The organism is Brevundimonas sp. UBA7506, assembly GCF_002479495.1.
Taxonomy (GTDB): domain Bacteria; phylum Pseudomonadota; class Alphaproteobacteria; order Caulobacterales; family Caulobacteraceae; genus Brevundimonas.
Genome location: NZ_DLNQ01000014.1, coordinates 24,330 through 44,175 on the forward strand (window position 1 = coordinate 24,330; position 19,846 = coordinate 44,175).

Annotated in this window: 20 protein-coding genes; 12 read left to right on the forward strand and 8 right to left on the reverse strand. The window is 68.1% G+C overall.

Annotation, left to right across the window (positions count from 1 at the left end):
* Positions 1–75: 75 nt before the first annotated feature.
* Positions 76–576 carry an S-type pyocin family protein gene (locus B3K53_RS12165; protein ID WP_292084642.1) on the forward strand — a complete coding sequence of 167 codons (501 nt, stop codon included), beginning with the start codon at positions 76–78 and terminating at the stop codon, positions 574–576.
* Here B3K53_RS12165 and B3K53_RS12170 read toward each other — a convergent pair whose 3' ends face one another.
* Entirely contained in the window at positions 577–1,440 is an 864-nt protein-coding gene (locus B3K53_RS12170) for a glutamate racemase (protein WP_292084643.1), read from the reverse strand.
* 204 nt (positions 1,441–1,644) lie between these two features.
* Here B3K53_RS12170 and B3K53_RS12175 point away from each other — a divergent pair, with 204 nt between their 5' ends.
* Positions 1,645–3,744 (forward strand): M3 family metallopeptidase, encoded by a 2,100-nt coding sequence (locus B3K53_RS12175; protein WP_292084644.1) that lies wholly within the window; start codon positions 1,645–1,647, stop codon positions 3,742–3,744.
* A 158-nt stretch (positions 3,745–3,902) separates the two neighbouring features.
* Positions 3,903–4,868, forward strand: coding sequence for a magnesium/cobalt transporter CorA (gene corA, locus B3K53_RS12180; RefSeq protein WP_292084645.1), 966 nt, complete (start codon positions 3,903–3,905; stop codon positions 4,866–4,868).
* Here corA and ppc read toward each other — a convergent pair whose 3' ends face one another.
* A complete protein-coding gene (ppc, locus tag B3K53_RS12185; protein ID WP_292084646.1) occupies positions 4,869–7,565 on the reverse strand; it encodes a phosphoenolpyruvate carboxylase in 2,697 nt (898 codons plus the stop codon). It lies immediately after the preceding gene.
* A 376-nt stretch (positions 7,566–7,941) separates the two neighbouring features.
* On the opposite strand from ppc, the gene ffh reads away from it, so the two are divergent.
* The 4 genes from ffh to B3K53_RS12205 all read left to right on the forward strand — a co-directional run bounded on the left by ffh (position 7,942) and on the right by B3K53_RS12205 (position 11,496).
* Positions 7,942–9,486: a signal recognition particle protein gene (ffh, locus tag B3K53_RS12190; protein ID WP_292084648.1), complete on the forward strand. Its 1,545-nt coding sequence runs from the start codon at positions 7,942–7,944 to the stop codon at positions 9,484–9,486.
* Positions 9,487–9,513: 27 nt separating this feature from the next.
* Positions 9,514–10,047, forward strand: coding sequence for a 30S ribosomal protein S16 (gene rpsP / locus B3K53_RS12195; RefSeq protein ID WP_292084649.1), 534 nt, complete (start codon positions 9,514–9,516; stop codon positions 10,045–10,047).
* 138 nt (positions 10,048–10,185) lie between these two features.
* On the forward strand, positions 10,186–10,710 hold the full coding sequence (gene rimM / locus B3K53_RS12200; protein ID WP_292084650.1) for a ribosome maturation factor RimM: 525 nt from the start codon (positions 10,186–10,188) through the stop codon (positions 10,708–10,710).
* Between the two features lie 81 nt (positions 10,711–10,791).
* Positions 10,792–11,496: a glutathione binding-like protein gene (locus B3K53_RS12205; RefSeq protein WP_292084651.1), complete on the forward strand. Its 705-nt coding sequence runs from the start codon at positions 10,792–10,794 to the stop codon at positions 11,494–11,496.
* A gap of 40 nt (positions 11,497–11,536) precedes the next feature.
* Here B3K53_RS12205 and B3K53_RS12210 read toward each other — a convergent pair whose 3' ends face one another.
* The 3 genes from B3K53_RS12210 to B3K53_RS12220 form a co-directional block, all read right to left on the reverse strand.
* Complete coding sequence (locus tag B3K53_RS12210; protein WP_114817138.1) at positions 11,537–11,710, reverse strand: YegP family protein; 174 nt, start codon at positions 11,708–11,710, stop codon at positions 11,537–11,539.
* Positions 11,711–11,799: 89 nt separating this feature from the next.
* A complete protein-coding gene (locus tag B3K53_RS12215; protein WP_292084652.1) occupies positions 11,800–12,972 on the reverse strand; it encodes a benzoate/H(+) symporter BenE family transporter in 1,173 nt (390 codons plus the stop codon).
* Positions 12,973–13,065: 93 nt separating this feature from the next.
* The gene (locus tag B3K53_RS12220) at positions 13,066–13,863 is read right to left on the reverse strand and encodes an enoyl-ACP reductase FabI (protein WP_292084732.1); all 798 of its coding nucleotides are present in this window, start codon (positions 13,861–13,863) and stop codon (positions 13,066–13,068) included.
* Between the two features lie 133 nt (positions 13,864–13,996).
* On the opposite strand from B3K53_RS12220, the gene B3K53_RS12225 reads away from it, so the two are divergent.
* On the forward strand, positions 13,997–14,335 hold the full coding sequence (locus B3K53_RS12225) for a DUF2794 domain-containing protein (protein ID WP_292084654.1): 339 nt from the start codon (positions 13,997–13,999) through the stop codon (positions 14,333–14,335).
* 220 nt (positions 14,336–14,555) lie between these two features.
* Here B3K53_RS12225 and B3K53_RS12230 read toward each other — a convergent pair whose 3' ends face one another.
* Positions 14,556–15,305 carry a Bax inhibitor-1/YccA family protein gene (locus B3K53_RS12230; RefSeq protein ID WP_292084655.1) on the reverse strand — a complete coding sequence of 250 codons (750 nt, stop codon included), beginning with the start codon at positions 15,303–15,305 and terminating at the stop codon, positions 14,556–14,558.
* Positions 15,306–15,430: 125 nt separating this feature from the next.
* Between B3K53_RS12230 and thpR the strand changes: the two genes are divergently transcribed.
* From thpR to mmcB, 4 genes are all read left to right on the forward strand, one after another.
* Entirely contained in the window at positions 15,431–15,970 is a 540-nt protein-coding gene (gene thpR, locus B3K53_RS12235; protein WP_292084656.1) for an RNA 2',3'-cyclic phosphodiesterase, read from the forward strand.
* Positions 15,967–16,530, forward strand: a complete 564-nt coding sequence (locus B3K53_RS12240) for a GNAT family N-acetyltransferase (RefSeq protein WP_292084657.1) — start codon at positions 15,967–15,969, stop codon at positions 16,528–16,530. The genes thpR and B3K53_RS12240 overlap by 4 nt, the downstream gene beginning before the upstream one ends.
* A 66-nt stretch (positions 16,531–16,596) precedes the next feature.
* Positions 16,597–17,127: a lipocalin family protein gene (locus tag B3K53_RS12245; protein ID WP_292084658.1), complete on the forward strand. Its 531-nt coding sequence runs from the start codon at positions 16,597–16,599 to the stop codon at positions 17,125–17,127.
* Between the two features lie 44 nt (positions 17,128–17,171).
* Positions 17,172–17,618: a DNA repair putative endonuclease MmcB gene (gene mmcB / locus B3K53_RS12250; protein ID WP_292084659.1), complete on the forward strand. Its 447-nt coding sequence runs from the start codon at positions 17,172–17,174 to the stop codon at positions 17,616–17,618.
* Positions 17,619–17,647: 29 nt separating this feature from the next.
* Here mmcB and B3K53_RS12255 read toward each other — a convergent pair whose 3' ends face one another.
* Both B3K53_RS12255 and B3K53_RS12260 read right to left on the reverse strand, forming a co-directional pair.
* The gene (locus B3K53_RS12255) at positions 17,648–18,202 is read right to left on the reverse strand and encodes an ActR/PrrA/RegA family redox response regulator transcription factor (protein ID WP_292084660.1); all 555 of its coding nucleotides are present in this window, start codon (positions 18,200–18,202) and stop codon (positions 17,648–17,650) included.
* A gap of 80 nt (positions 18,203–18,282) precedes the next feature.
* Positions 18,283–19,800 (reverse strand): ActS/PrrB/RegB family redox-sensitive histidine kinase, encoded by a 1,518-nt coding sequence (locus B3K53_RS12260; RefSeq protein ID WP_292084661.1) that lies wholly within the window; start codon positions 19,798–19,800, stop codon positions 18,283–18,285.
* Positions 19,801–19,846 lie beyond the last annotated feature (46 nt).

Here is a 19,846-nt window from a genome sequence, read left to right on the forward strand (position 1 = left end):
GCGACTATGGAACATTGCCAGAACAAATAGTTTATGCCTAACTGTGTTCGGCGGGTTTTTCAGGGAGGGTGACCCATGCGGATTCAAGTGACGGCGGGCGTTGTGGCGGCGTTGGTTCTGGCGGCTTGCGACAGCGGCGGCTCGGCGGTTCAGACGCGCGAACGAGCGGCGGCCGAGCCGGTCGCCCTGATCTCGGCGGCGGCGCCCGAGAGCGAGACGGTCGCGGCGGCGCCCGAGGCCAAACCCCCGGTCACGGCCAACCGGCGTGAAACCGCCGACGCCAAGGTCCAGCGTCTGTATGAGCGTAACGGCGCGGCCTTCGGGGCCAAGTCGGCGGACGACTATCTGCACAAGGTGCGGACCTTCATCGAGGCGACGCCGCGCGGGACCGAGACGGTCAAGCGACCGAACGGCGACACCCTCTACTATCAGGTCTCGACCAACACCTTCGCCGTGGTGGACCGCAACGGCGTGCCCCGCACCATGTTCAAGCCGGACGACGGCCCGACCTACTGGGCGCAGCAGAAGGAGCGGGCGCCGACCTTCGGCCAGCGCCGCTCAAACCCGGCGGAGTGATCAGGCGGCGTCGAAGGTCAGGGGCGCGCCCCAGAAGCGGGCGATAAGCTCCGACTGCGGGCCGGGCGTGCCGGTGGTCAGGAAGTCGCGACGGCCGGACGCGCCCAGCTCGTATTCGGGATGGCGCGCGAAATAACGTTCCAGCGAGTCGGCCACGGCGGTCGGCTGGCTGATGACCTGGACCCCGGCGGGCAGGGCGTCGGCGAACAGGTCGGCGACGATCTCGTAGTGGGTGCAGCCAAGGATGGCCTTGTCGGGGTGACGGCCGATGCGACGGCGCAGGGCGTCGACGTGGTCGTTGACCACTACCCTCAGCTCCTCGGTCGGGGCGCCCAGTTCGATCAGGCCGGCCAGGCCGGGGCAGGGCTCGGTGAAGACGGCCAGGTCCTCGCGGCGCTTGTCGATTTCGATCTCATAGACGCGGCTCATGGCCGTGGCGGCCGTGCAGAAGACGCCGGTGACGTCGATCGCCTGTTTCTTCTCGCCTTCCAGTCGGCCGTTGCGCTCGGCCTCATAGGACCACGGCAGGCCAGTCGCCGCCTCGATCGTCGGGACGATGATGCCCAGGACGTTGACCGGACGGCCCAGCTTCTCACGCATGCCGGGAATCCAGGTCTGCTGTAGACGGCGCAAGGCGATGGCCGAGGCCGTGTTGCAGGCCAGGACCACGACCGAGGCGCCGGCCTCGAACAGACGCTCGCACCCGGCGCGCGTCAGTTCGACGATGTCCTCGCCGCCGCGTCCGCCATAGGGGGCGTGGGCCTGGTCGCCCAGATAGATGAAGTCCCGCGTCGGAAAGCGGGTCGTGAGTTCGCGGTGGACCGTCAGTCCGCCCACGCCGGAGTCAAAAACGCCTATCGCCATGCAGCGGCCTTTAGACCCGTGGGGTTCCGTCGTCCAATGGTTAGGATTACATCGAGGCATAAGCCTGCCCGGACGAGCACGTCGGGGCGGGTCGAAAACAGCTATGGTTGGGAGACCTGGATGCACAGACGCCATCTTCTCATCGGGGGCGCGAGCCTCTTCGCCCTTTCGGGCTGCGCCTCCGCCGGCGCTCTGGAGAACGGAATGACGGGATCGGCCGCGGCCCTTTCGACCGCTGATGAAGCCCGCATCGCCCGCGCCGTCCTGCCGACGACCGCCCCGCGCGCCGAGCTGCTGCAGCCCTGGACCGGCCCCTATGAGGGCGTGCCTCCCTGGGACAAGGTGACGGCGCCCAAGATGCGCGAAGCCATTCTGGAAGGCATCGAGCTGCAACGCGCCGACGTCGCCGCCGTCGCCAACAACCCCGACGCCCCGACCTTCGCCAACACCCTGGTGGCCATGGAGCTGGCCGGCGAGCCGCTGGACCGCGCCATGAACGTCTTCAGCGTCATGACGTCGAACATCGGCGGCGACGCCTGGGACGCGCTGGAGACCGAGCTGTCGCCGATCCTGTCGGCCGCCTCGGACGAGATCACCTTCAACGAGAAGCTGTTCCAGCGCATCAAGGCCGTGGCCGACGGCGCCGACGCCGCCGGCCTGAACGCCCAGCAGAAACGTCTGGCCGAGCGCAGCCGCGACGCCTTCGTGCGCAACGGCGCCGCTCTGGACGCCGCCGGCAAGGCCGAGCTGGGCCGTATCAACACCGCCCTGTCGAACGCCTTCACCGGCTTCGGTCAGAAGGTGGTGGCCGATGAGAACACCTGGACCGTCATCACCAGCGAGGCCGGCCTGAAGGGCCTGCCTGAGTCCAACAAGGCCGCCGCCGCCGCCGCCGCCCGCGCCCGCAATGTCCAGGGCTGGGCCATCGTCAACACCCGCTCCAGCGTCGATCCCTTCCTGACCTTCGCCGACGACCGCGCCCTGCGCGAGCAGGTGTGGAAGAAGTTCGTCAAGCGCGGCGACAACGGCGACGCCAACGACACCAAGTCGACCATCGCCCAGATCGTGGCCCTGCGTCAGCAGCGCGCCAGGCTGCTCGGCTTCGGCAACCACGCCGAATGGCGCATGCAGGACACCATGGCCAAGACCCCGGCTGCGGCGATGGAGCTGATGCAGCGCGTCTGGGCCCCGGCCAAGGCCCGCGTCGCCGAGGAGGTCGCCGACATGAAGGCGATCGCCGGTTTCGACATCGAGCCCTGGGACTACCTCTACTTCGCCGAGAAGGTCCGCAAGGCCAAGTACGACCTCGATCAGAACGAGCTGAAGCCCTACTTCGAGCTGCACGCGGTCCGCGCGGCCTCCTTCTACATGGCCGAGCGCCTGTACGGCTTCGTCTTCAAGCCGCTGGCCAAGGGGACTGTCTCGACCTTCGAGCCCGACGTGACCACCTATGAGGTCACCGACAAGGCCACCGGCAAGCTGATCGGCCTCTACTACGCCGACGACTTCGCCCGTCCGGGCAAGCGTTCGGGCGCCTGGATGACCACCTACCGGTCCTTCTCGCAGCTGACGGGGTCGAAGCCGATCCTGGCCTCGAACAACAACAACTTCGTCAAGGCCGAGGCCGGTCAGCCCCTGCTGATCTCGCTGGACGACGCCGAGACCCTGTTCCACGAGTTCGGCCACGCCCTGCACTACTTCTCGTCGGTGGTGACCTATCCGTCGTTCGGCAACACGCCGCGCGACTTCGTGGAATATCCGTCTCAGGTGCACGAGCACTGGGTGCTGAGCCGCCCGATTCTCGACGGCTACATGAAGCACGTCGAGACCAAGCAGCCGATGCCGCAGGCGCTGGTGGACAAGATCGAGGCCTCCTCGACCTTCAATCAGGGCTACGCCACGGTCAGCTACCTGTCCTCGGCCCTGGTCGACATGGACCTGCATACGCAAGCCACGCCGCCGACCGATATCGGCGCCTTCGAGAAGGCCTCGCTGGATCGTCTCGGCATGCCCAAGGAGATCGTGATGCGGCACCGCCTGCCGCAGTTCAACCACCTCTTCACCTCTGACGCCTACTCGGCCGGCTACTATTCCTACCTGTGGTCGGAAGTGATGGACGCCGACACCTGGGCCTACTTCGAGGAGTCGGGCGACGTCTTCAATCCGGACATCGGCGGCCGCTTCAAGTCGATCATCCTGGCGCCGGGCAACACCACGGACCGCGGCGAGGCCTATCGCCAGTTCCGCGGCCGCAACCCCGACGTGGCGGCCCTGCTGAAGGTGCGCGGCTTCCCTGTTTCCTAAGGGGCCTACCGCTCGTCCTTGAGTGGCCTACCGGCCTTCGGCCTACTTGAGGCCGTTGACTGCTGAATCTGGAAAGGGCCCGGTGGAGCGATCCGCCGGGCCTTTTCTATTCCAGCCGGGGTGGCGTATGCCTTGGCCGTTCAGTTGAAGGAGCGCCCATGAGCGTCGTCGCCTCCTACGTCTACAAGGACGGCAAGCGGGTTCGCGAGGCGCCGCTGACCGAGGCGGGGCTGCGGCTCAAGCCGGGCGAGTATCTGTGGATCGGTCTCTATGAACCGACCGACGAGGAGTTCGAGGGACTGGTGCGGCGTTTCCGCCTGCACCCGCTGGCGGTCGAGGATGCGCTGAGCGCGCATCAGATGCCCAAGATCGAGGTCTATGGCGGCGAGCTCTTCATCGTCGCCCGCACGGCCCAGAAGGTCGATGACGCCATCCTCTATGGCGAGACCCACGTCTTCGTCGGCGCCCGCTACGTCATCACCATTCGCCACGGCTCGGCCCGCGCCCACACCCAGCTGCGCGCCCAGCTGGAGGCCTCGCCGCTGCAACTGCGGCACGGCGCCGACTTCATCCTGCACGGGGTTCTGGACTTCATCGTCGACGGCTATGTGCCGATCGTCGACGACATCGAGGACAGCGTGCTGGAGATGGAGCAGCGGGCGCTGGACAGCTTTCTGTCGCGCGCGGACATCAAGCGCCTGTTCCAGCTGCGCCGGGAGCTGCTGAAGTTCAGTCGGGTGCTGGGGCCGATGGAGGAGGTGGCCAACCGGCTGCAGTCGCTGGACCTGCCATGCATCGACCGCGAGGTCCGTCCCTATTTCCGCGACGTGGCCGACCATGTGCGACGCGTCGCCAGTCGGGCGGCGGCGTTGCGCGACATCCTGTCTTCGGTTTTCGAGGTGTCCAACCTGCTGGAGCAGCAACGTCAGGGCGTCATCACCCGCAAGCTGGCCGCCTGGGCCGCCATCCTAGCCACGCCCACGGCTGTGGCCGGCATCTACGGCATGAATTTCGACTACATGCCGGAGCTGCGCTGGGTCTATGGCTACCCCATGGTGATGGGGCTGATCGTGGCCATCTGCCTGGGCCTCTACGTCACCTTCAAGCGGACCAGGTGGCTGTAATCAGCCGCTGTTTCGCAGGCCCGCCGCCACGCCGTTGATGGCCAGAAGGATGCCGTTGCGCACGCGTGGATCGTCGTCGCCGGCGCGGCGGCGGCGGATCAGTTCGATCTGCACATGGTTCAGCGGTTCGACATAGGGCATGCGCTGGCGGATCAGCCGGTCCAGCTCGGGCTGGCCGCCCAGCAGGTCGTCGTGGCCTGTGATCGACAGGACGGCGGCCTTCGTGAGCCGCCACTCCTCGAGGATGGCGCCATAGATGCGCTCGGCCAGGGCCGCGTTGGGGACCAGTCCGGCGTAGCGGCGGGCGATGGCCATGTCGGCCTTGGCCATCACCATCTCCATGTTCTGGACCACGGTGCGGAAGAAGGGCCAGGCCCGGGCCATGTCGCGCAGTTCGTCCGGGTTCTCGCCCTGGACCGCGGAGCCGAAGCCGAACCAGCCGGGCAGCATGACCCGCGACTGCGACCAGCTGAACACCCAGGGAATGGCGCGCAGGTCCTCGATCGCGGTCGAGGTCGAGCGTGAAGCCGGGCGCGAGCCGATCTTCAGGTCGGCGATCTCGGCGATGGGGGTGGCGGCGCGGAAATAGTCGACGAAGCCGGGCGTCTCATAGACCAGGGCGCGATAGGCCTTCATCGAGGCCGCCGACAGGCGGGCCGCCGTGGCGCCGTGTTCGGCGCTGTAGCCGCCGTCGGTCTGCGGCCCCAGCGAGGCCAGCAGGGTCCCGCAGGTCAGGGCGTCCAGGTTCCTTTGCGCCACCTCCGGTTCGCCGTACTTGTTGGCGATGACCTCGCCCTGTTCGGTGACGCGGATGCGGCCCGCGACCGTCCCCGCCGGCTGGCCGAGAACCGCCGAGAAGCTGGAGCCGCCGCCGCGCCCGACGGCGCCGCCGCGACCGTGGAACAGCTGCAGCCGGACTCCTGCCGCGCGGGTCACCTCCAGCAGGGCGCGAGAGGCTTCGTGCAGTTCCCAGCCCGAGGTCAGGTAGGAGCCGTCCTTGTTCGAGTCCGAATAGCCGATCATGACTTCCTGCACCCCGCGCGCAGTCGCCACGGCGCGGGCCGAGGGCTCGGCCAGGACGCGCTCCAGGGTCGGCTGCGAGGCGCGCAGGTCCTCGATGGTCTCGAACAGGGGGGCGGCCTGGATCGGGCAGGCGGCGGGATCGGCGGGGTCGTAGAGGCCGACTTCTTTCAGCAGCAGATAGACCTCCAGCATGTCCGACGCCGCATCGGTCTTGGACACGATATGGGTGCGGATGGCCTGGGGTCCGAAGGCGGCGAGCGCCCGCGCGGCCGCCTGCAGGATGGCGCGTTCCTTCAGGGTCTCTGGCTCATAATCCGCATACGGAGAAAACAACGGGCGGGGGTTGGACAATTCGCGGGCCAGCAGGGCCAGACGGGCGTTTTCGTCGAGCGCCGTATAGTCGGGACAGACGTCGGCCACCTTCAGCAGGTCAGTGACGACGCGTTCGTGCACGTCGGAATTCTGACGCAGATCCAAGGTCGCCATGTGGAAGCCGAAGACGTCGGCGCCCGTGATCAGCCGGGCCAGCCGGTCGTCAGCGAAGACGGCGCCGTGGGTGCGGATCAGGCTGTCGTGCAGCACCGCCAGATCGGCGCGGAAGGCGTCGGGCCCTTCATAGGCCGGGGCCTCGAACGAGGCGGGCAGGGGGGCGGGGCCGCCAGTGAGGGTCAGATGAGTCGTCGACAGCCGGGCGTAGATGCGGCTCAGCGCCCGGCGATAGGGCTCGTCCGCGCGCTGGATCGAGGCGTCGCCGGAGCTTTGCGCCAGAGCTGCCAGCTCGGGGGTGACGCTGGTCAGGTCGGCCGAGAGGCTGAGCTCCTCGCCGAGCGCATTCGTCTCCTCCAGATAGAAGCGCAGCACGGCGCGCGACTGGGTGCGGAAGGCGGCGGCCAGAACCGCGCCGTCGACATTGGGATTACCGTCGCGGTCGCCGCCGACCCAGGTGCCGATGCGCAGGAAGGGCGCCAGGTCGGGCGCGTCCAGCAGGGTGCGCCACTCGGCCAGCTGGGCCGGGGCGACGTGCAGGAAGATGCGTTGCAGCCAGTCGGTGACGGTGTTGATCTCGTCCTGCACCACCAGGCCCGAGGCGCGGGTCAGGCGCGTGGCCCACAGGATGACGATCTGTCGCCGCAGCCCCGCCTTCAGCGCTTCGGGCGAACAGGCGACCCCGTCGCGATCGCAGCCGTCCAGCAAGGCGCCAACGGCGGCGATGCGGTCGATGACGCTCTTCCTGCGAACCTCGGACGGGTGGGCGGTCAGGACCGGCGAGATCAGGGCTTGCGACAGCAGATCGCGCACCGCCGCCCGTTCCACCCCTGCCGCGTCCAGCCGTTTCAGCGCGCCCTCGGGCGTGTCGGCCCGTTCGCCGGCCGCAGCCTGATCCCGTGCGCGGCGCTTGCCCGCCCGGTCTTCGGCGACATTGGCCAGCAGGGAGAAGGCGGCGAAGCCGTGGGTCAGGCCGATGGCCTGGTCCAGCGACAGATCCTTGAGCAGGGCCTCCAGCCGTGAGGCGTCATGCGAGGCCGGGTCGCGGTGATAGGCCACCGAGGCCTGACGCACCGCCTCGATCCGGTCGTAGAGTTCCTGGCCGCCCTCGTCGCGTATCACCTCGCCGAGCAGGGCGCCCAGCAGGCGAACCTCGTCGCGCAGTCGATCGTCGGCGGCCTGGATCATCATATTGTCCTTCAGCGGGGAGGCTGGAAGCGGGACCGTATCAGCGGAATCCGAACGGGCTAGTCCCCATGGTCAACGCTGAAACCCTTTGTGTGGTTGAGGGCGCGTAAAGGCGGGAGTCGACATTTGCTTGTGGATGCTCCATAAGCCGCCGCTTCCGGCGCAATTGAACCTGCGCCTCCTCCGGTACGACAGCTTTCCTTGGTCGTGCTACCGCGCTGAGCGCTGCTTGAGCACAGCCCATTCGGGCTCAGGCAGGCCGACCGGCCGATAGCCCTGACGAAAGAACGAGCCCGGCGAGGACCCTCTGCCGACGTGATCGTCGCCAGAGGCCGTTTCTCTATGGAGGTCAGGGTTCGCGCATGAAAGGTTTTGAATGTTCGAGGCTCTGAACGAGCGGCTGACAGGCGTCTTCGACCGGATCACCGGCCGCGGCGCCCTGTCCGAAAAGGATGTCGAGGAAGCGCTGCGCGAAGTCCGCGTCGCGCTGCTCGAGGCCGACGTCGCCCTGCCGGTGGTCAAGGACTTCATCAGCCGCGCCAAGGAACAGGCGACCGGCGAAGAGGTCATCCGTTCGGTCAAGCCGGCCGATCAGGTGGTCAAGATCGTCTATGACGGTCTGGTCGAGATGCTGGGCGGCGAAGAGCCGGTCCCGCTGAACACCAACGCCACGCCGCCCGCCGTGATCCTGATGGCCGGCCTGCAGGGCTCGGGCAAGACCACGACCTCGGCCAAGCTGGCGCTGCGTCTGACCAAGTTCGACCGCAAGAAGGTCATGATGGCCTCGCTGGACACGCGTCGTCCGGCGGCCATGGAGCAGCTGGCGACCCTGGGTCAGCAGATCGAGGTCGCGACCCTGCCCATCGTGGCGGGCCAGTCGGCGGTCGAGATCGCCAAGCGCGCCCTGCAATCCGCCAAGCTGCAGGGCTTCGACGTCCTGATCCTCGACACCGCCGGCCGCATCACGCTGGACGAGGCCCTGATGGCCGAGGTGGCCGAGGTGGCCCGTGTCGCCAATCCGGTCGAGACCCTGCTGGTCGCCGACAGCCTGACGGGTCAGGACGCGGTCCGCACGGCGGCCGCCTTCCACGAGCGTCTGCCGCTGACCGGCCTGGTGCTGACCCGCGCCGACGGCGACGGTCGCGGCGGCGCCATGCTGTCGATGCGCGCCGTCACCGGCCTGCCGATCAAGTATCTGGGCGCCGGTGAAAAGGTCGACGCCCTCGACGTCTTCGACGCCCGCCGCGTCGCCGGTCGCATCCTGGGTCAGGGCGACATCGTCGCCCTGGTCGAAAAGGCCGCGACCGAGCTGGATCAGGCCAAGGCCGAGAAGATGGCCCGCAAGCTGGCCAAGGGCCAGTTTGATCTGGACGATCTGGCCGGCCAGCTGGGCCAGATGAAGAAGATGGGCGGGCTGCAGGGCATCATGGGCATGCTGCCCGGCGTGGCCAAGCTGAAGGCCCAGATGGCCGACAGCAACGTCAACGACAAGATGATCGACCGCCAGCTGGCCATCATCTCCTCGATGACCAAGGCCGAGCGCAAGAAGCCCGACCTGCTGAACGCCAGCCGCAAGAAGCGCGTCGCCGCCGGCTCGGGCGTCGAGGTCCAGGACATCAATCGCCTGCTGAAACAGCACCGGCAGATGGCCGACATGGTCAAGTCGCTGTCCAAGGGCGGCGGCAAGAACCTGCAGAAGATGGCCGCCATGATGGGCGGTCTCGGCGGCGGCGGCGGCATGCCCGGCCTTCCCGGAATGGGCGGTCCCGACATGGCCCGCCTCAAGGCCCTGGGCGGCGGCAAGATGGCCGAACCCAGCGCCGACGACATGAAAGCCATTCAGGACCGGCTTGCCGGACTGGGCGGCGGACAACTTCCGGGAGGCCTTCCGGGCCTGCCGGGCTTCCCGAAAAAGAACTGATTTCGATTTTCTAGAAAGAGACTGAAAATGCTGAAGATTCGTCTGGCCCGCGGCGGCGCCAAGAAGCGCCCCTACTACTACATCGTCGTGGCTGACTCGCACGCTCCGCGCGACGGCAAGTTCATCGAGCGCGTCGGCAGCTACAACCCGATGCTGCCCAAGGACAGCGCCACCCCGCGCGTCGTCCTGAAGGCCGACCGCATCTCGGAATGGCTGGCCAAGGGCGCTCAGCCGACCGATCGCGTCGCCCGCTTCATCAGCCAGTCGCAAGACGAAGTCCTGGTCGGCAAGGTCGCCTGGACCCAGTCGAACAACCCGAACAAGGGCACGCCGGGCAAGAAGGCCCAGGAACGCGCCGCCGAGCGCGCCCAGCGCGAAGCCGACCGTCTGGAAGCTGAAGCCGCCGCCAAGGTCGAGGCTGCCGAAGCCGCCGCCCGCGCCAAGGAAGAAGCCGCCGCTGCCGCCGAAGCCGCCAAGAACGCTCCGGCTGCTGAAGAAGCCCCGGTCGAAGCCGCTGCTGAAGAAGCTCCGGCCGCTGAAGCGACCGAAGAACAGGCTTAAGCCTTTCGTGCGTCATCCCGGAACCGCCGGCAGGCGGTATCCGGGACCGCCAAGGGCGCTGCAGTTCCACATTGTCGAGCCTGTCGTGGCCCCGGATATCGCTTCGCGATTCCGGGGTGACGTTTATGAGGAGCTCCCATGTCTGACCCGAAACTGATCCTCGTCGCCCAGATCGGCGGCGCCTTCGGCGTGAAGGGCGAGGTGCGGATCACCGCCTTCACCGCCGACCCCATGGCCCTGCTGACCTATCAGCCCCTGCTGAAGGCGGACGGAACGCCCGCCCTGACCCTGCTGTCGGCGCGGCCGGACAAGGCGGGCGTGGTGGCCAGGGTCAAGGAGATCGCCAGCAAGGAACAGGCCGACGCCATGCGCGGCCAGAAGCTGTTCGTGCCGCGCGACCGCCTGCCCGAGCCGGAAGAAGACGAGTTCTACCTGACCGATCTGGTGGGGCTGCAGGCCCGTGATCTGGACGACGCCGTCGTCGGCACGGTCAAGTCTGTGCAGAATTTCGGCGCCTCGGACATGCTGGAGATCAGCCCGAAGGAAGGCGGTCCGACCTGGTACCTGCCCTTCACCCGCGAGGCGGCGCCGGACCTGCGCATCTCTGAGGGATGGCTGCGCATCGTGCGCCCGACCGAGGTGGACGAGCGCGACGAGGCCTGACCGACCGCCACCGACGCGGTGGCTATTGCGTCGGGCGGTTCGGCTTCCAACATGGGAGGCTCAACCCGCCCGGAGCGCCCCATGGCCGACCTGTCCGCCTTTCCCATCACCCGCCAGTACCCGCCGGCTCATCCCGACCGGCTGCAGCTCTACTCCCTGCCGACGCCGAACGGGGTCAAGGTCTCCATCCTGCTGGAGGAGCTGGGTCTGGCCTACGAGCCGCATCTGGTCGACATCGGCAAGAACGAGACCTGGACGCCCGACTATCTGTCGCTGAACCCCAACGGCAAGATCCCGGCCATCATCGATCCGGAGGGTCCGGGCGGCAAACCCCTGCCCCTGTTCGAGTCCGGGGCCATCCTGGTCTATCTGGCCGAAAAGACGGGGCGCTTCCTGCCCGTCGATCCGGCGGCGCGCTACGAGACCCTGCAGTGGGTCTTCTTCCAGATGGCGGCCATCGGCCCGATGTTCGGTCAGGTCGGCTTCTTCCACAAGTTCGCCGGGCGCGAGTTCGAGGACAAGCGTCCGCGCGACCGCTACGTCGCCGAGTCGCGGCGTCTTCTGGGCGTTCTAGAAGGGCGTTTAGAGGGCCGGGACTGGATCATGGGCGACGACTACACCATCGCCGACATCGCCATCCTGGGCTGGGTGCGCAACCTGATCGGCTTCTATGAGGCGGGCGATCTGGTCGGCTTTTCTGACTTCCCGCGCGTGGCCGCCTGGCTGGAGCGGGGTCTGGCGCGCCCGGCGGTGCAGCGGGGTCTGAACATCCCGGCGCGGCCGTAGGAGAGATAGCGGGGGCGCGGACGCCGCGCCCCCGCGAAACTCAGACTTCTTCGGTCGGGGCGTCGCCGACGTGCTTCTTGATCGACTCGATGGCGCGCTTGGCGCCCGACTTGTCCGAGTAGCCTTCGGTCGAGAAGATGATCTCGGAATTGTACTTGAACCGGACGCGGAACTCGCCCGCCTTGTCCTGATAGACTTCGAACTTGTGCGCCATGATCGCCTCGCTCTGACGGCCGCCAGTCGGCCGGACGTCAGGCTGTCACAGTCACGCTGGGGACGGAAGGGCGTGAATGTAAAACCGGGTCAGGGTCGGGGGCGGATCCAGCGTCGCGCGGCCAGCGCCAGGAAACCGACCGCCAGACCCCAGAAGGCCGAACCGACCCCGAACAGGGCCACGCCGGACGCGGTGGCGGCAAAGGTCAACACCGCCGCTTCGCGGTCCTCAGGCAGGCTCATCATGCCGGTCAGGGAGCCCGTCAGCGGCGCGATCAGGGCCAGGCCGGTGATGACCGCCAGCGCCCCTGTCGGCATGGCGATGAACAGGCCCGCCAGCGGCGCGGCGAAGAGGGCGACTATCAGATAGATCAGGCCGTAGAGGACGCCGACGGTCCAGCGCCGGCTTTGATCGGGGTGGGCCTCGGGGCCGGTGCAGATCGCGGCGGTGATGGCGGCCAGGTTGACGCCGTGGGCGCCGAAGGGGGCCAGGACCGTGCTGGTTAGCCCGCCCCAGAAGATCAGCTTGCCGGCGGGCGGGGCGTATCCGGCGGCCCTCAGCACCACCAGACCGGGCAGGTTCTGCGAAGCCAGCGTCACCAGATAGAGGGGCAGGGCCAGGCTGATCGCCGCCTTCCAGTCAAAGGCGGGCATGACCGGCGACAGCTCGCCGAACAGGCCGGTCCCGGCGGGCAGGCCGACCTGACCGCGCAGGGCCAGGACCGCAAAGGCCGCGACCAGAACCGCCGGCAGGGCCCAGGCGGCGGCGACCCTTCGCATGATCAGGAAGACGGCCAGCAGGCCCGCCGCCAGCGCCATGTCGGTCGGGAAGACGAGAAACAGCTTCAGACAGAAGGGCAGAAGGACGCCCGCCAGCATGGCCGAGGCTATGGCGGCGGGAATGCGCTCGGCCAGCCGGCCCAGAGCCGGGACCAGGCCGGTCAGCACCATCAGCAGGCCGGCGATGACAAAGGCGCCGACGGCGGTCGACCACCCCTGCCCTAACGTCGAGGCCGCCAGCAGGGCTGCGCCCGGCGTCGACCAGGCCAGGACGACCGGCATCTTCAGCCGCCAGCTCAGCACCGCGCCCGGCAGGCCGATGCCGAGGCAGAGCGCGGTGACCATGGAGATGATCTGCGCGGGCGAGGCCCCCAGCGTCTGACCCGCCTGAACGATCAAGGCCACCGTGCCGCCGAAGCCGATGACGGTCGCCACGGCGGCGGCGGAGAAGCTGGAAGGCGGGGGGAGGCGCGACGAACTCATGCGGCGAAGCTAGGCCGGGCGGCGGCGCCCGGGAAGCAAAAAGGGCCGCCGGTGGATCCGGCGGCCCTGATCTTGTTCCGACCCCGGAGGGGATCAGGCCTCCATGTCGTCCGGCAGGCCGACGGCGTGGAAGCCGGCGTCGACGTGGACGACTTCGCCCGTGGTCGAGCGGCCCAGGTCCGAGCACAGCCACAGGGCGGCGCCGGCGACGCCTTCCATCGAGGTCTCTTCCTTGATCAGCGAGAACTGCGCCGACTTGGAGTGCAGGCCGCGGCCGCCCGAGATGCCGGCCAGCGACAGGGTGCGCATCGCGCCCGCCGAGATGGCGTTGACGCGGATGTTCTTGGGACCCAGGTCGCGCGCGATGTAGCGGGTCGCGGCTTCCAGGGCGGCCTTGGCCACGCCCATGGTGTTGTAGTTGGGGATGACGCGCTCGGACCCGAGGTAGGTCAGGGTGATCATCGAGCCGCCGTTGGGCATCAGCTTGGCCGAACGCTTGGCCACGTCGACGAAGCTGAAGGCCGAGATGTTCATGGCCAGCAGGAAGCTGTCGCGCGTGGTGTTGTCGACGAAGGAGCCCTTCAGCTCGTCCTTGTTGGCGAAGGCCACCGAGTGGACGACGAAGTCGATCGTGCCGAATTCTTTTTCCAGCTCCTCGAAGGCCTTGTCCATCGAGGCGTCGTCGGTGACGTCGGCCTGGATCAGCAGCTTGGCGCCGACGCTTTCGGCCAGGGGGCGCACGCGGCGCTCAAGCCCTTCGCCGAGGTAGGTGAAGGCCAGCTCGGCGCCCTGGGCGGCCAGTTGCGAGGCGATGCCCCAGGCGATGGAACTGGAGTTGGCCACCCCCATGATCAGGCCCTTCTTGCCCTTCATCAGGTCGCCGGTGGGCATATCCCAGCCTTCGCTCGTCGCCATGGGTTCGTCTCCGTATCTGAACTTGACCCGCCTTTTGGACGGGTGCGGCGCGGGTGACAAGTCGCGGCGCCGCTGGCGTTCGGCGCGGAGCCTCTTAAGTTGAGAAGCGATGAGCCTTGATCCGCACAGTTCAGACGCCTTTCAGCCCGGTCCGGTCTTCTTTGATCGGCAGGAACTGGGACTGGTGCTGCGGGTCTATGGCCGCATGGTCGCCGCCGGCGAATGGCGCGACTACGCCATGATCGGCCACAAGGAGGTGGCTGAGTTCGCCGTCTTCCGCCGCTCGGGCGACGCGCCGCTCTATCGGATCGAGAAACGCCCGGCCCTGCGCCTGAAACAGGGTCAGTGGGCCGTGATCGGCGAGGGTGGCCATGTGCTCAAGCGCGGGCGAGACCTGGCCCAGGTGCTGCGGGTGTTCGACAGCCGCAAGTTCACCGTGGTGGAATAGCCACCCACCGCTCATCCCCGCGGAGGCGGGGACCCAGTGCTTTGGCTTCAAGACACTTCGATCAACGGATGAACGCTCCGCCCGGCGCTCTTACTGGGTCCCCGCCTCCGCGGGGATGAGCGGATAGAGTTGCTGTCCGTGCAATGAAAAAGGCCCCGACGTTTCCGCCGGGGCCTTTCATTCTTTTGGGCCTATCGCGCTTGCGCGCGACTTGAGGCTTTTATTCCCGGCTGCCGCCCATGAAGGCCAGCAGGAACTGGAACAGGTTGATGAAGTTGATGAACAGGCTCAGGGCGCCGAAGCCCGTGGCCACGCCCATGGCTTCCTGATTACCGCCGAGCGCGTAGTAGGTCATCTTCAGGCGCTGGGTGTCATAGGCGATCAGACCCGAGAAGATCAGTACGCCCAGGCCCGAGATGATCAGGTACATCGTACCCGACTGCATGAAGATGTTGACGATCGAGGCGATGAACAGGCCGATCACGCCCATGATCAGGAAGCTGCCCATGGCCGTCAGGTCCTTCTTGGTCGTGTAGCCGACCAGGCTGAGGCCCGCGAAGGCCGCCGCCGTGACGAAGAAGGTCGAAGCCAGCGAACCGCCGGTGTAGCGCAGGAACAGGATGCCCAGACCGGCGCCGATGGTCGAAACCACGGCCCAGTAGAGCATGTTCACGCCCTTGGCCGTCGGGTTCTTCATGAAGAACATGGAGCCGAACAGCATGACCAGGGGCGAGAACTGGATGATCATGCCCAGCAGGGTCAGGCCGATGCGGCCGTCATCGGCGCGGGCGAACAGCAGCTGTTGCACCGCCGGCACGTTGCCGGTGACATAGGCCAGGGCGCCGGCGACCACGAGGCCGAGGGCCAGCTTGTTGTAGACGCCGAGCATGAAGGCGCGCAGACCGGCGTCGACGGACATGTCCGCCGACTGCGGAAGCGGGCGCGCATAACCGTTGTTGAAGTCGCTCATCGCGAAAGAAGTCTCCTAAATGGACGGCAAACGCCGACCTTGACCGGAAATATCGGGACGGACGGCCCGCCTTGCAAGGAAAACCCGTCTTCCGAAGGGGCGTTCCGCCCGCTACCAAGGGTCGCATGCTGCGTCTTTTCACCGCCATCGCCATTCCCGAGGACGTCGCCGAGACGCTTCAACGCCGTCAGTCCGGCCTGCCGGGCGCCCGCTGGCGGCCGCTGGACGCCCTGCATGTCACCCTGGCCTTCTATGGCGAGGCGTCCGAGCGGACGGCTGACGACCTGGCCTCGGAACTGAGCCGGGCCGAGGGCGGCGGGGCCTTCGAGATCACCCTGAACGGCGTCGGGGCCTTCGGCGACGCCCACCGCACCCACACCCTGTGGGCCGGGCTGGAAAGGTCTGAGCCGCTGAACGTCCTGGCCGGACGCTGCCGTTCGGCGGGCGAGCGGGCGGGGGCACCGCCCGAGAAGCGCGAGTACCGGCCCCACGTGACCCTGGCCTATCTGAAGCCCCAGGCGAACCCGGACCGCATCGGGGCCTGGATCGCTGGACACAACCTGCTGCATTCGCCGCCGATCCGGGTGGACCGGTTCGGCCTCTATTCGAGCGTCCTGACCGGCGACGGCAGCGTCTACAGCCTGGAGCGGGAGTATCTGCTGTGATCGAACGTCCGACGTCCCCGCTTGGCCCGACGCTGGAGACCGAGCGCCTGTTCCTGCGTCCGCCGACGCTGGAGGACTTCCCACGTTGGGCCGACTTCATGAGCGACCCTGAGACGACCCGCTTCATCGGCGGCGTGCAGTCAAAGCACGAGGTCTGGCGCGCCATGGCCTCGGTCGCCGGCATGTGGGCCTTGCACGGCGAGGGCATGTTCTCGCTCATCGAGAAGGCGACCGGGAACTGGATGGGCCGCATCGGGCCGCTGCATCCCTATGACTGGCCGGGCCGCGAGGTGGGCTGGAGCCTGCACCGCGACGCCACAGGCAAGGGCTATGCGGTCGAGGCCGCCGCCGCCGCCATGGACTACGCCTTCGACGTCCTGGACTGGCCCGACGTGATCCACTGCATCGACCCGGACAATCTGGCGTCGGAGAAGGTGGCCCTGCGTCTCGGCTCGACCAATCGCGGTCCGGGCGTCATGCCGCCGCCGTTCCAGCATCACCCCGTCAACCTGTGGGGCCAGACGCGCGAGGCCTGGCGGGTCAACCGCGCGCGTCTGTAGCCGCCGCGTCATCCGAAGCCCGGCGTCGAGCGTAAGGACCCCGTCGGGACTTTCGGAGGACGCCGTATGAGACACCGCACCTTGCGCCCCTTGGCGAAGCTGGTCGTCGGCCTCAGCCTTCTCGCCGGCCCCGCACTGGCCCAGGCCGAGGCGGTGGACCTGGACCGCTTCGACGGGCGCTGGTTCGAGATCGTGCGCAATCCCAATGATGTTCAAAAGGATTGCAGCCGCGCCCAGATCGATTTCACGTCTCAGAACCGGGCCGGGCGTTACGGCATCGTCGTGACCTGCACCCGGCGCCCGGGCGGACAGATCGAGACCTTGCACGCCAACGCCCGCGTCACCGACGCTTCCACCAGGGCCAAGTTCCGCTTCACCCTGACCGGCTTGCTCAGCTTCGGCGGTCTGGCGGGGCAGAACTACTGGGTCTGGGACCACGCCCCGGACTACAGCTGGGCCATCATGGGTCTTCCGAACAAGTCGAACTGGTGGATCTGGCACCGCAGCCAGAGCCCGTCGGAGGCGACCCGGACCCGGTTGATCGCGCGGGCGCGGGAACTGGGCTTTCGCGGGGAGCCGGTTCACACCGGCCGCTGACGGCGCCGCTTGCGGTGGGAACATAGGCGGAACATAAAGGCTGCATGGTCGCCTCCGCCCTGCATCTCGAACTGGTCTTCAGCCGTCCCGAGACCACCCTGTCGGTCACGCGGGGGGCGGCGCGGCTGATGCGCGACCTGGGCTATGCGCCCCTGCTGGAGGTCTGTCTGCCCAATGGCCGGCGCGCCGACGTCATGGCCCTGGGCCCCAAGGGCGACGTGATCATCTGCGAGGTGAAGTCGGGGATCGATGACTATCGCGTCGACCGCAAATGGCAGGAGTACGGGCCGTTCTGCGACGCCTTCTACTTCGCCGTGGCGCCCGAGTTTCCGCAGGGGGTTCTGCCGGACGAGCCGGGCCTGATCGTCGCCGACGGCTTCGGCGGGGCCGTGGTGCGCGAGGCGCCGGCCACGCCCCTGGCCCCGGCCCGGCGCAAGGCGCTGACCCTGGCCTTTGCGCGACTGGGCGCGCTCAGGACGATGCGTGAGTGATGCCCTTCTCCCACAAGGGGAGAAGGGAGTTAGCGCGGCGCCCGCTTCGCCAAAATCCGCTGCAGGGTCCGGCGGTGCATGCCCAGGCGGCGGGCGGTTTCCGAGACATTGTGGTCGCACAGCTCGTAGACGCGCTGGATATGCTCCCAGCGCACCCGGTCGGCGCTCATGGGGTTTTCCGGCGGCTCGGGGGCTTCGCCGACCGAGAGCAGGGCCTTGACCACGTCGTCGGCGTCGGCGGGCTTCTGCATATAGTCGACGGCGCCGGCCTTGACCGCCGCGACCGCCGTGGCGATGGCGCCGTAACCGGTCAGCATGACGATGCGGGCGTCTTCACGGCGCTCGCGAATGGCCTCGACCACCTTCAGCCCGTTGCCGTCCTCCAGCCGCATGTCCAGCACGGCGAAGGCGGGGACGGAGACGCGCAGGGCGTCGCCGGCCTCAGCCACGGAGCCGGCCAGGGTCACGGTGAAGCCGCGCGCTTCCAGCGCCCGGCCCATGCGCGTGCGCAGGGCTGCGTCGTCGTCCAGCAGCAGCAGGGTCTTGTCGGCGAGGGTGGCGATACGCGCTTCGAGTTCGGACATTTAGTTCTCCTGACGCTCAGGTCGTGCGTCCGCGCGGCATGGTCAAGGTTTTAGCTCCCGACTGCGACATCAGGTTCCACCTAGGCGTTGCTTGGTTCAAGGGCGGGATCTGTGACTTCGAGCGCCTGGCGCGGCCAGCGGACGGTGACGCGCGCGCCCTTGGGCTGGCCTTTTTCGCCGCCGCCGGATCCGACTGAAACCTTGCCCCCGCTGCGCTCCAGCAGAGTGCGGGCGATGAAGAAGCCCAGCCCCATGCCGCCCTGGCTGGGCGCAATGGGGGCGGTGATGGGCGGGGGGGCTGCGGTGGGGCGGCCCGCCTTGCGCGGGCGGGCCGAGGCGGCGGCGATCTGGGCCGCGAGGGCGCGGCGCGCCTTGGCCTGGGGCCGGCTGGTGACATAGGGCTCGCCCAGTCGCGGCAGGATTTCCGAAGCGAAGCCGGGCCCGTCGTCGACGATGTCGATCTCGATCCAGCCGGCGTCGACTATGGCCGTCACGCGCACGCGACTGTGGGCGAAGTCGGCGGCGTTCTCGATCAGGGTCGACAGGCCATGAACGACCTCGGGCAGGCGATGGACCCGCGGCAGGGGCTGGCCCGGCGGGGCCTTCACCGCCGTCTGGAAATCCAGATCAAAGCCGCGGTGCGGCTCGACCACCTCCTCCAGCAGGGCCTTCAGGTCGACGTCGGCGTAGAGGGGGTCGCCGTCCTCGGGCTGGGCCGACAGCTGTTTCAGGATGTCGCGGCAGCGTTCGGCCTGTTGCAGCATCAGGGCGGCGTCCTCGGCGGTCGGGCTGTCGGGCGGGGAGGCGCGCAACAGCTCCTTGGCCACGACCTGGATCGTCGCCAGGGGCGTGCCCAGTTCATGGGCGGCGGCGGCGGCCAGACCGCCGAGCGCCGCCAGCCTCTGTTCGCGCTGGAGCACGTCCTGGGTGGTGGCCAGGGCCAGTTCCAGCTTCTCGGCGTCGGCGGCCACCTTCCAGGCGTAGCCCGAGGTGAACAGGACCCCGGTGGCCAGGGCCAGGCCCATGCCGAACCGATAGAGGGGCGGCAGGACCAGATGCTCGTGCAGGCGCCAGGGCAGGGGCAGGGACCAGGAGAAGAGAACGGCCAGAGCGATCAGGGCCATGACGCCCAGCACCAGGGCCTGACGCGAGGGCAAGGAAGCCGCCGCGATGGTCACCGGCGCGACCAGCAGGAGGCAGAAGGGGTTGTCCAGCCCGCCGGTCAGGGCCAGGAGCGTGGCCAGCTGCAGGATGTCGAAGCCCAGCTGCGTCGCAGTCTGAAGGCCGTTGGGCAGGCTGCCGTCGATGCGCCGCGCCCGCGCCATGGTGGCCAGGTTCATGACCACCCCCGCGCCGATGGTCGCCAGACATTCCCACAAAGGCAGGGGGAAGTGCAGGGCGAAATAGGCGGTCAGGATGGCGCAGGTCTGGCCGAAGACCGCCAGCCAGCGCAACACGATCAGGGTGCGCAGCGACAGGCCGCGCCCGCGTCGGGGCCGCTCGCGCAGGGCCTCCATCGAGCCGGACGGAACGGCGGCCACCCCCGCTCCCACGCGTTGGGCGGCCTGCGACAGGGAGGGGGCTTCTGTGCTGCTCACGCCTCTTCTATAGACCGCGACGTCGGCGGCCGCATCCGCCGCTTGA

Bases quoted from the DNA above. Each gene is read 5' to 3' on its own strand.
- B3K53_RS12165 (WP_292084642.1), top strand. From the start codon at position 76: ATGCGGATTCAAGTGACGGCGGGCGTTGTGGCGGCGTTGGTTCTGGCG.
- B3K53_RS12170 (WP_292084643.1), bottom strand. From the start codon at position 1,440: ATGGCGATAGGCGTTTTTGACTCCGGCGTGGGCGGACTGACGGTCCAC.
- B3K53_RS12175 (WP_292084644.1), top strand. From the start codon at position 1,645: ATGACGGGATCGGCCGCGGCCCTTTCGACCGCTGATGAAGCCCGCATC.
- corA (WP_292084645.1), top strand. From the start codon at position 3,903: ATGAGCGTCGTCGCCTCCTACGTCTACAAGGACGGCAAGCGGGTTCGC.
- ppc (WP_292084646.1), bottom strand. From the start codon at position 7,565: ATGATCCAGGCCGCCGACGATCGACTGCGCGACGAGGTTCGCCTGCTG.
- ffh (WP_292084648.1), top strand. From the start codon at position 7,942: ATGTTCGAGGCTCTGAACGAGCGGCTGACAGGCGTCTTCGACCGGATC.
- rpsP (WP_292084649.1), top strand. From the start codon at position 9,514: ATGCTGAAGATTCGTCTGGCCCGCGGCGGCGCCAAGAAGCGCCCCTAC.
- rimM (WP_292084650.1), top strand. From the start codon at position 10,186: ATGTCTGACCCGAAACTGATCCTCGTCGCCCAGATCGGCGGCGCCTTC.
- B3K53_RS12205 (WP_292084651.1), top strand. From the start codon at position 10,792: ATGGCCGACCTGTCCGCCTTTCCCATCACCCGCCAGTACCCGCCGGCT.
- B3K53_RS12210 (WP_114817138.1), bottom strand. From the start codon at position 11,710: ATGGCGCACAAGTTCGAAGTCTATCAGGACAAGGCGGGCGAGTTCCGC.
- B3K53_RS12215 (WP_292084652.1), bottom strand. From the start codon at position 12,972: ATGAGTTCGTCGCGCCTCCCCCCGCCTTCCAGCTTCTCCGCCGCCGCC.
- B3K53_RS12220 (WP_292084732.1), bottom strand. From the start codon at position 13,863: ATGCCCACCGGCGACCTGATGAAGGGCAAGAAGGGCCTGATCATGGGG.
- B3K53_RS12225 (WP_292084654.1), top strand. From the start codon at position 13,997: ATGAGCCTTGATCCGCACAGTTCAGACGCCTTTCAGCCCGGTCCGGTC.
- B3K53_RS12230 (WP_292084655.1), bottom strand. From the start codon at position 15,305: ATGAGCGACTTCAACAACGGTTATGCGCGCCCGCTTCCGCAGTCGGCG.
- thpR (WP_292084656.1), top strand. From the start codon at position 15,431: ATGCTGCGTCTTTTCACCGCCATCGCCATTCCCGAGGACGTCGCCGAG.
- B3K53_RS12245 (WP_292084658.1), top strand. From the start codon at position 16,597: ATGAGACACCGCACCTTGCGCCCCTTGGCGAAGCTGGTCGTCGGCCTC.
- mmcB (WP_292084659.1), top strand. From the start codon at position 17,172: ATGGTCGCCTCCGCCCTGCATCTCGAACTGGTCTTCAGCCGTCCCGAG.
- B3K53_RS12255 (WP_292084660.1), bottom strand. From the start codon at position 18,202: ATGTCCGAACTCGAAGCGCGTATCGCCACCCTCGCCGACAAGACCCTG.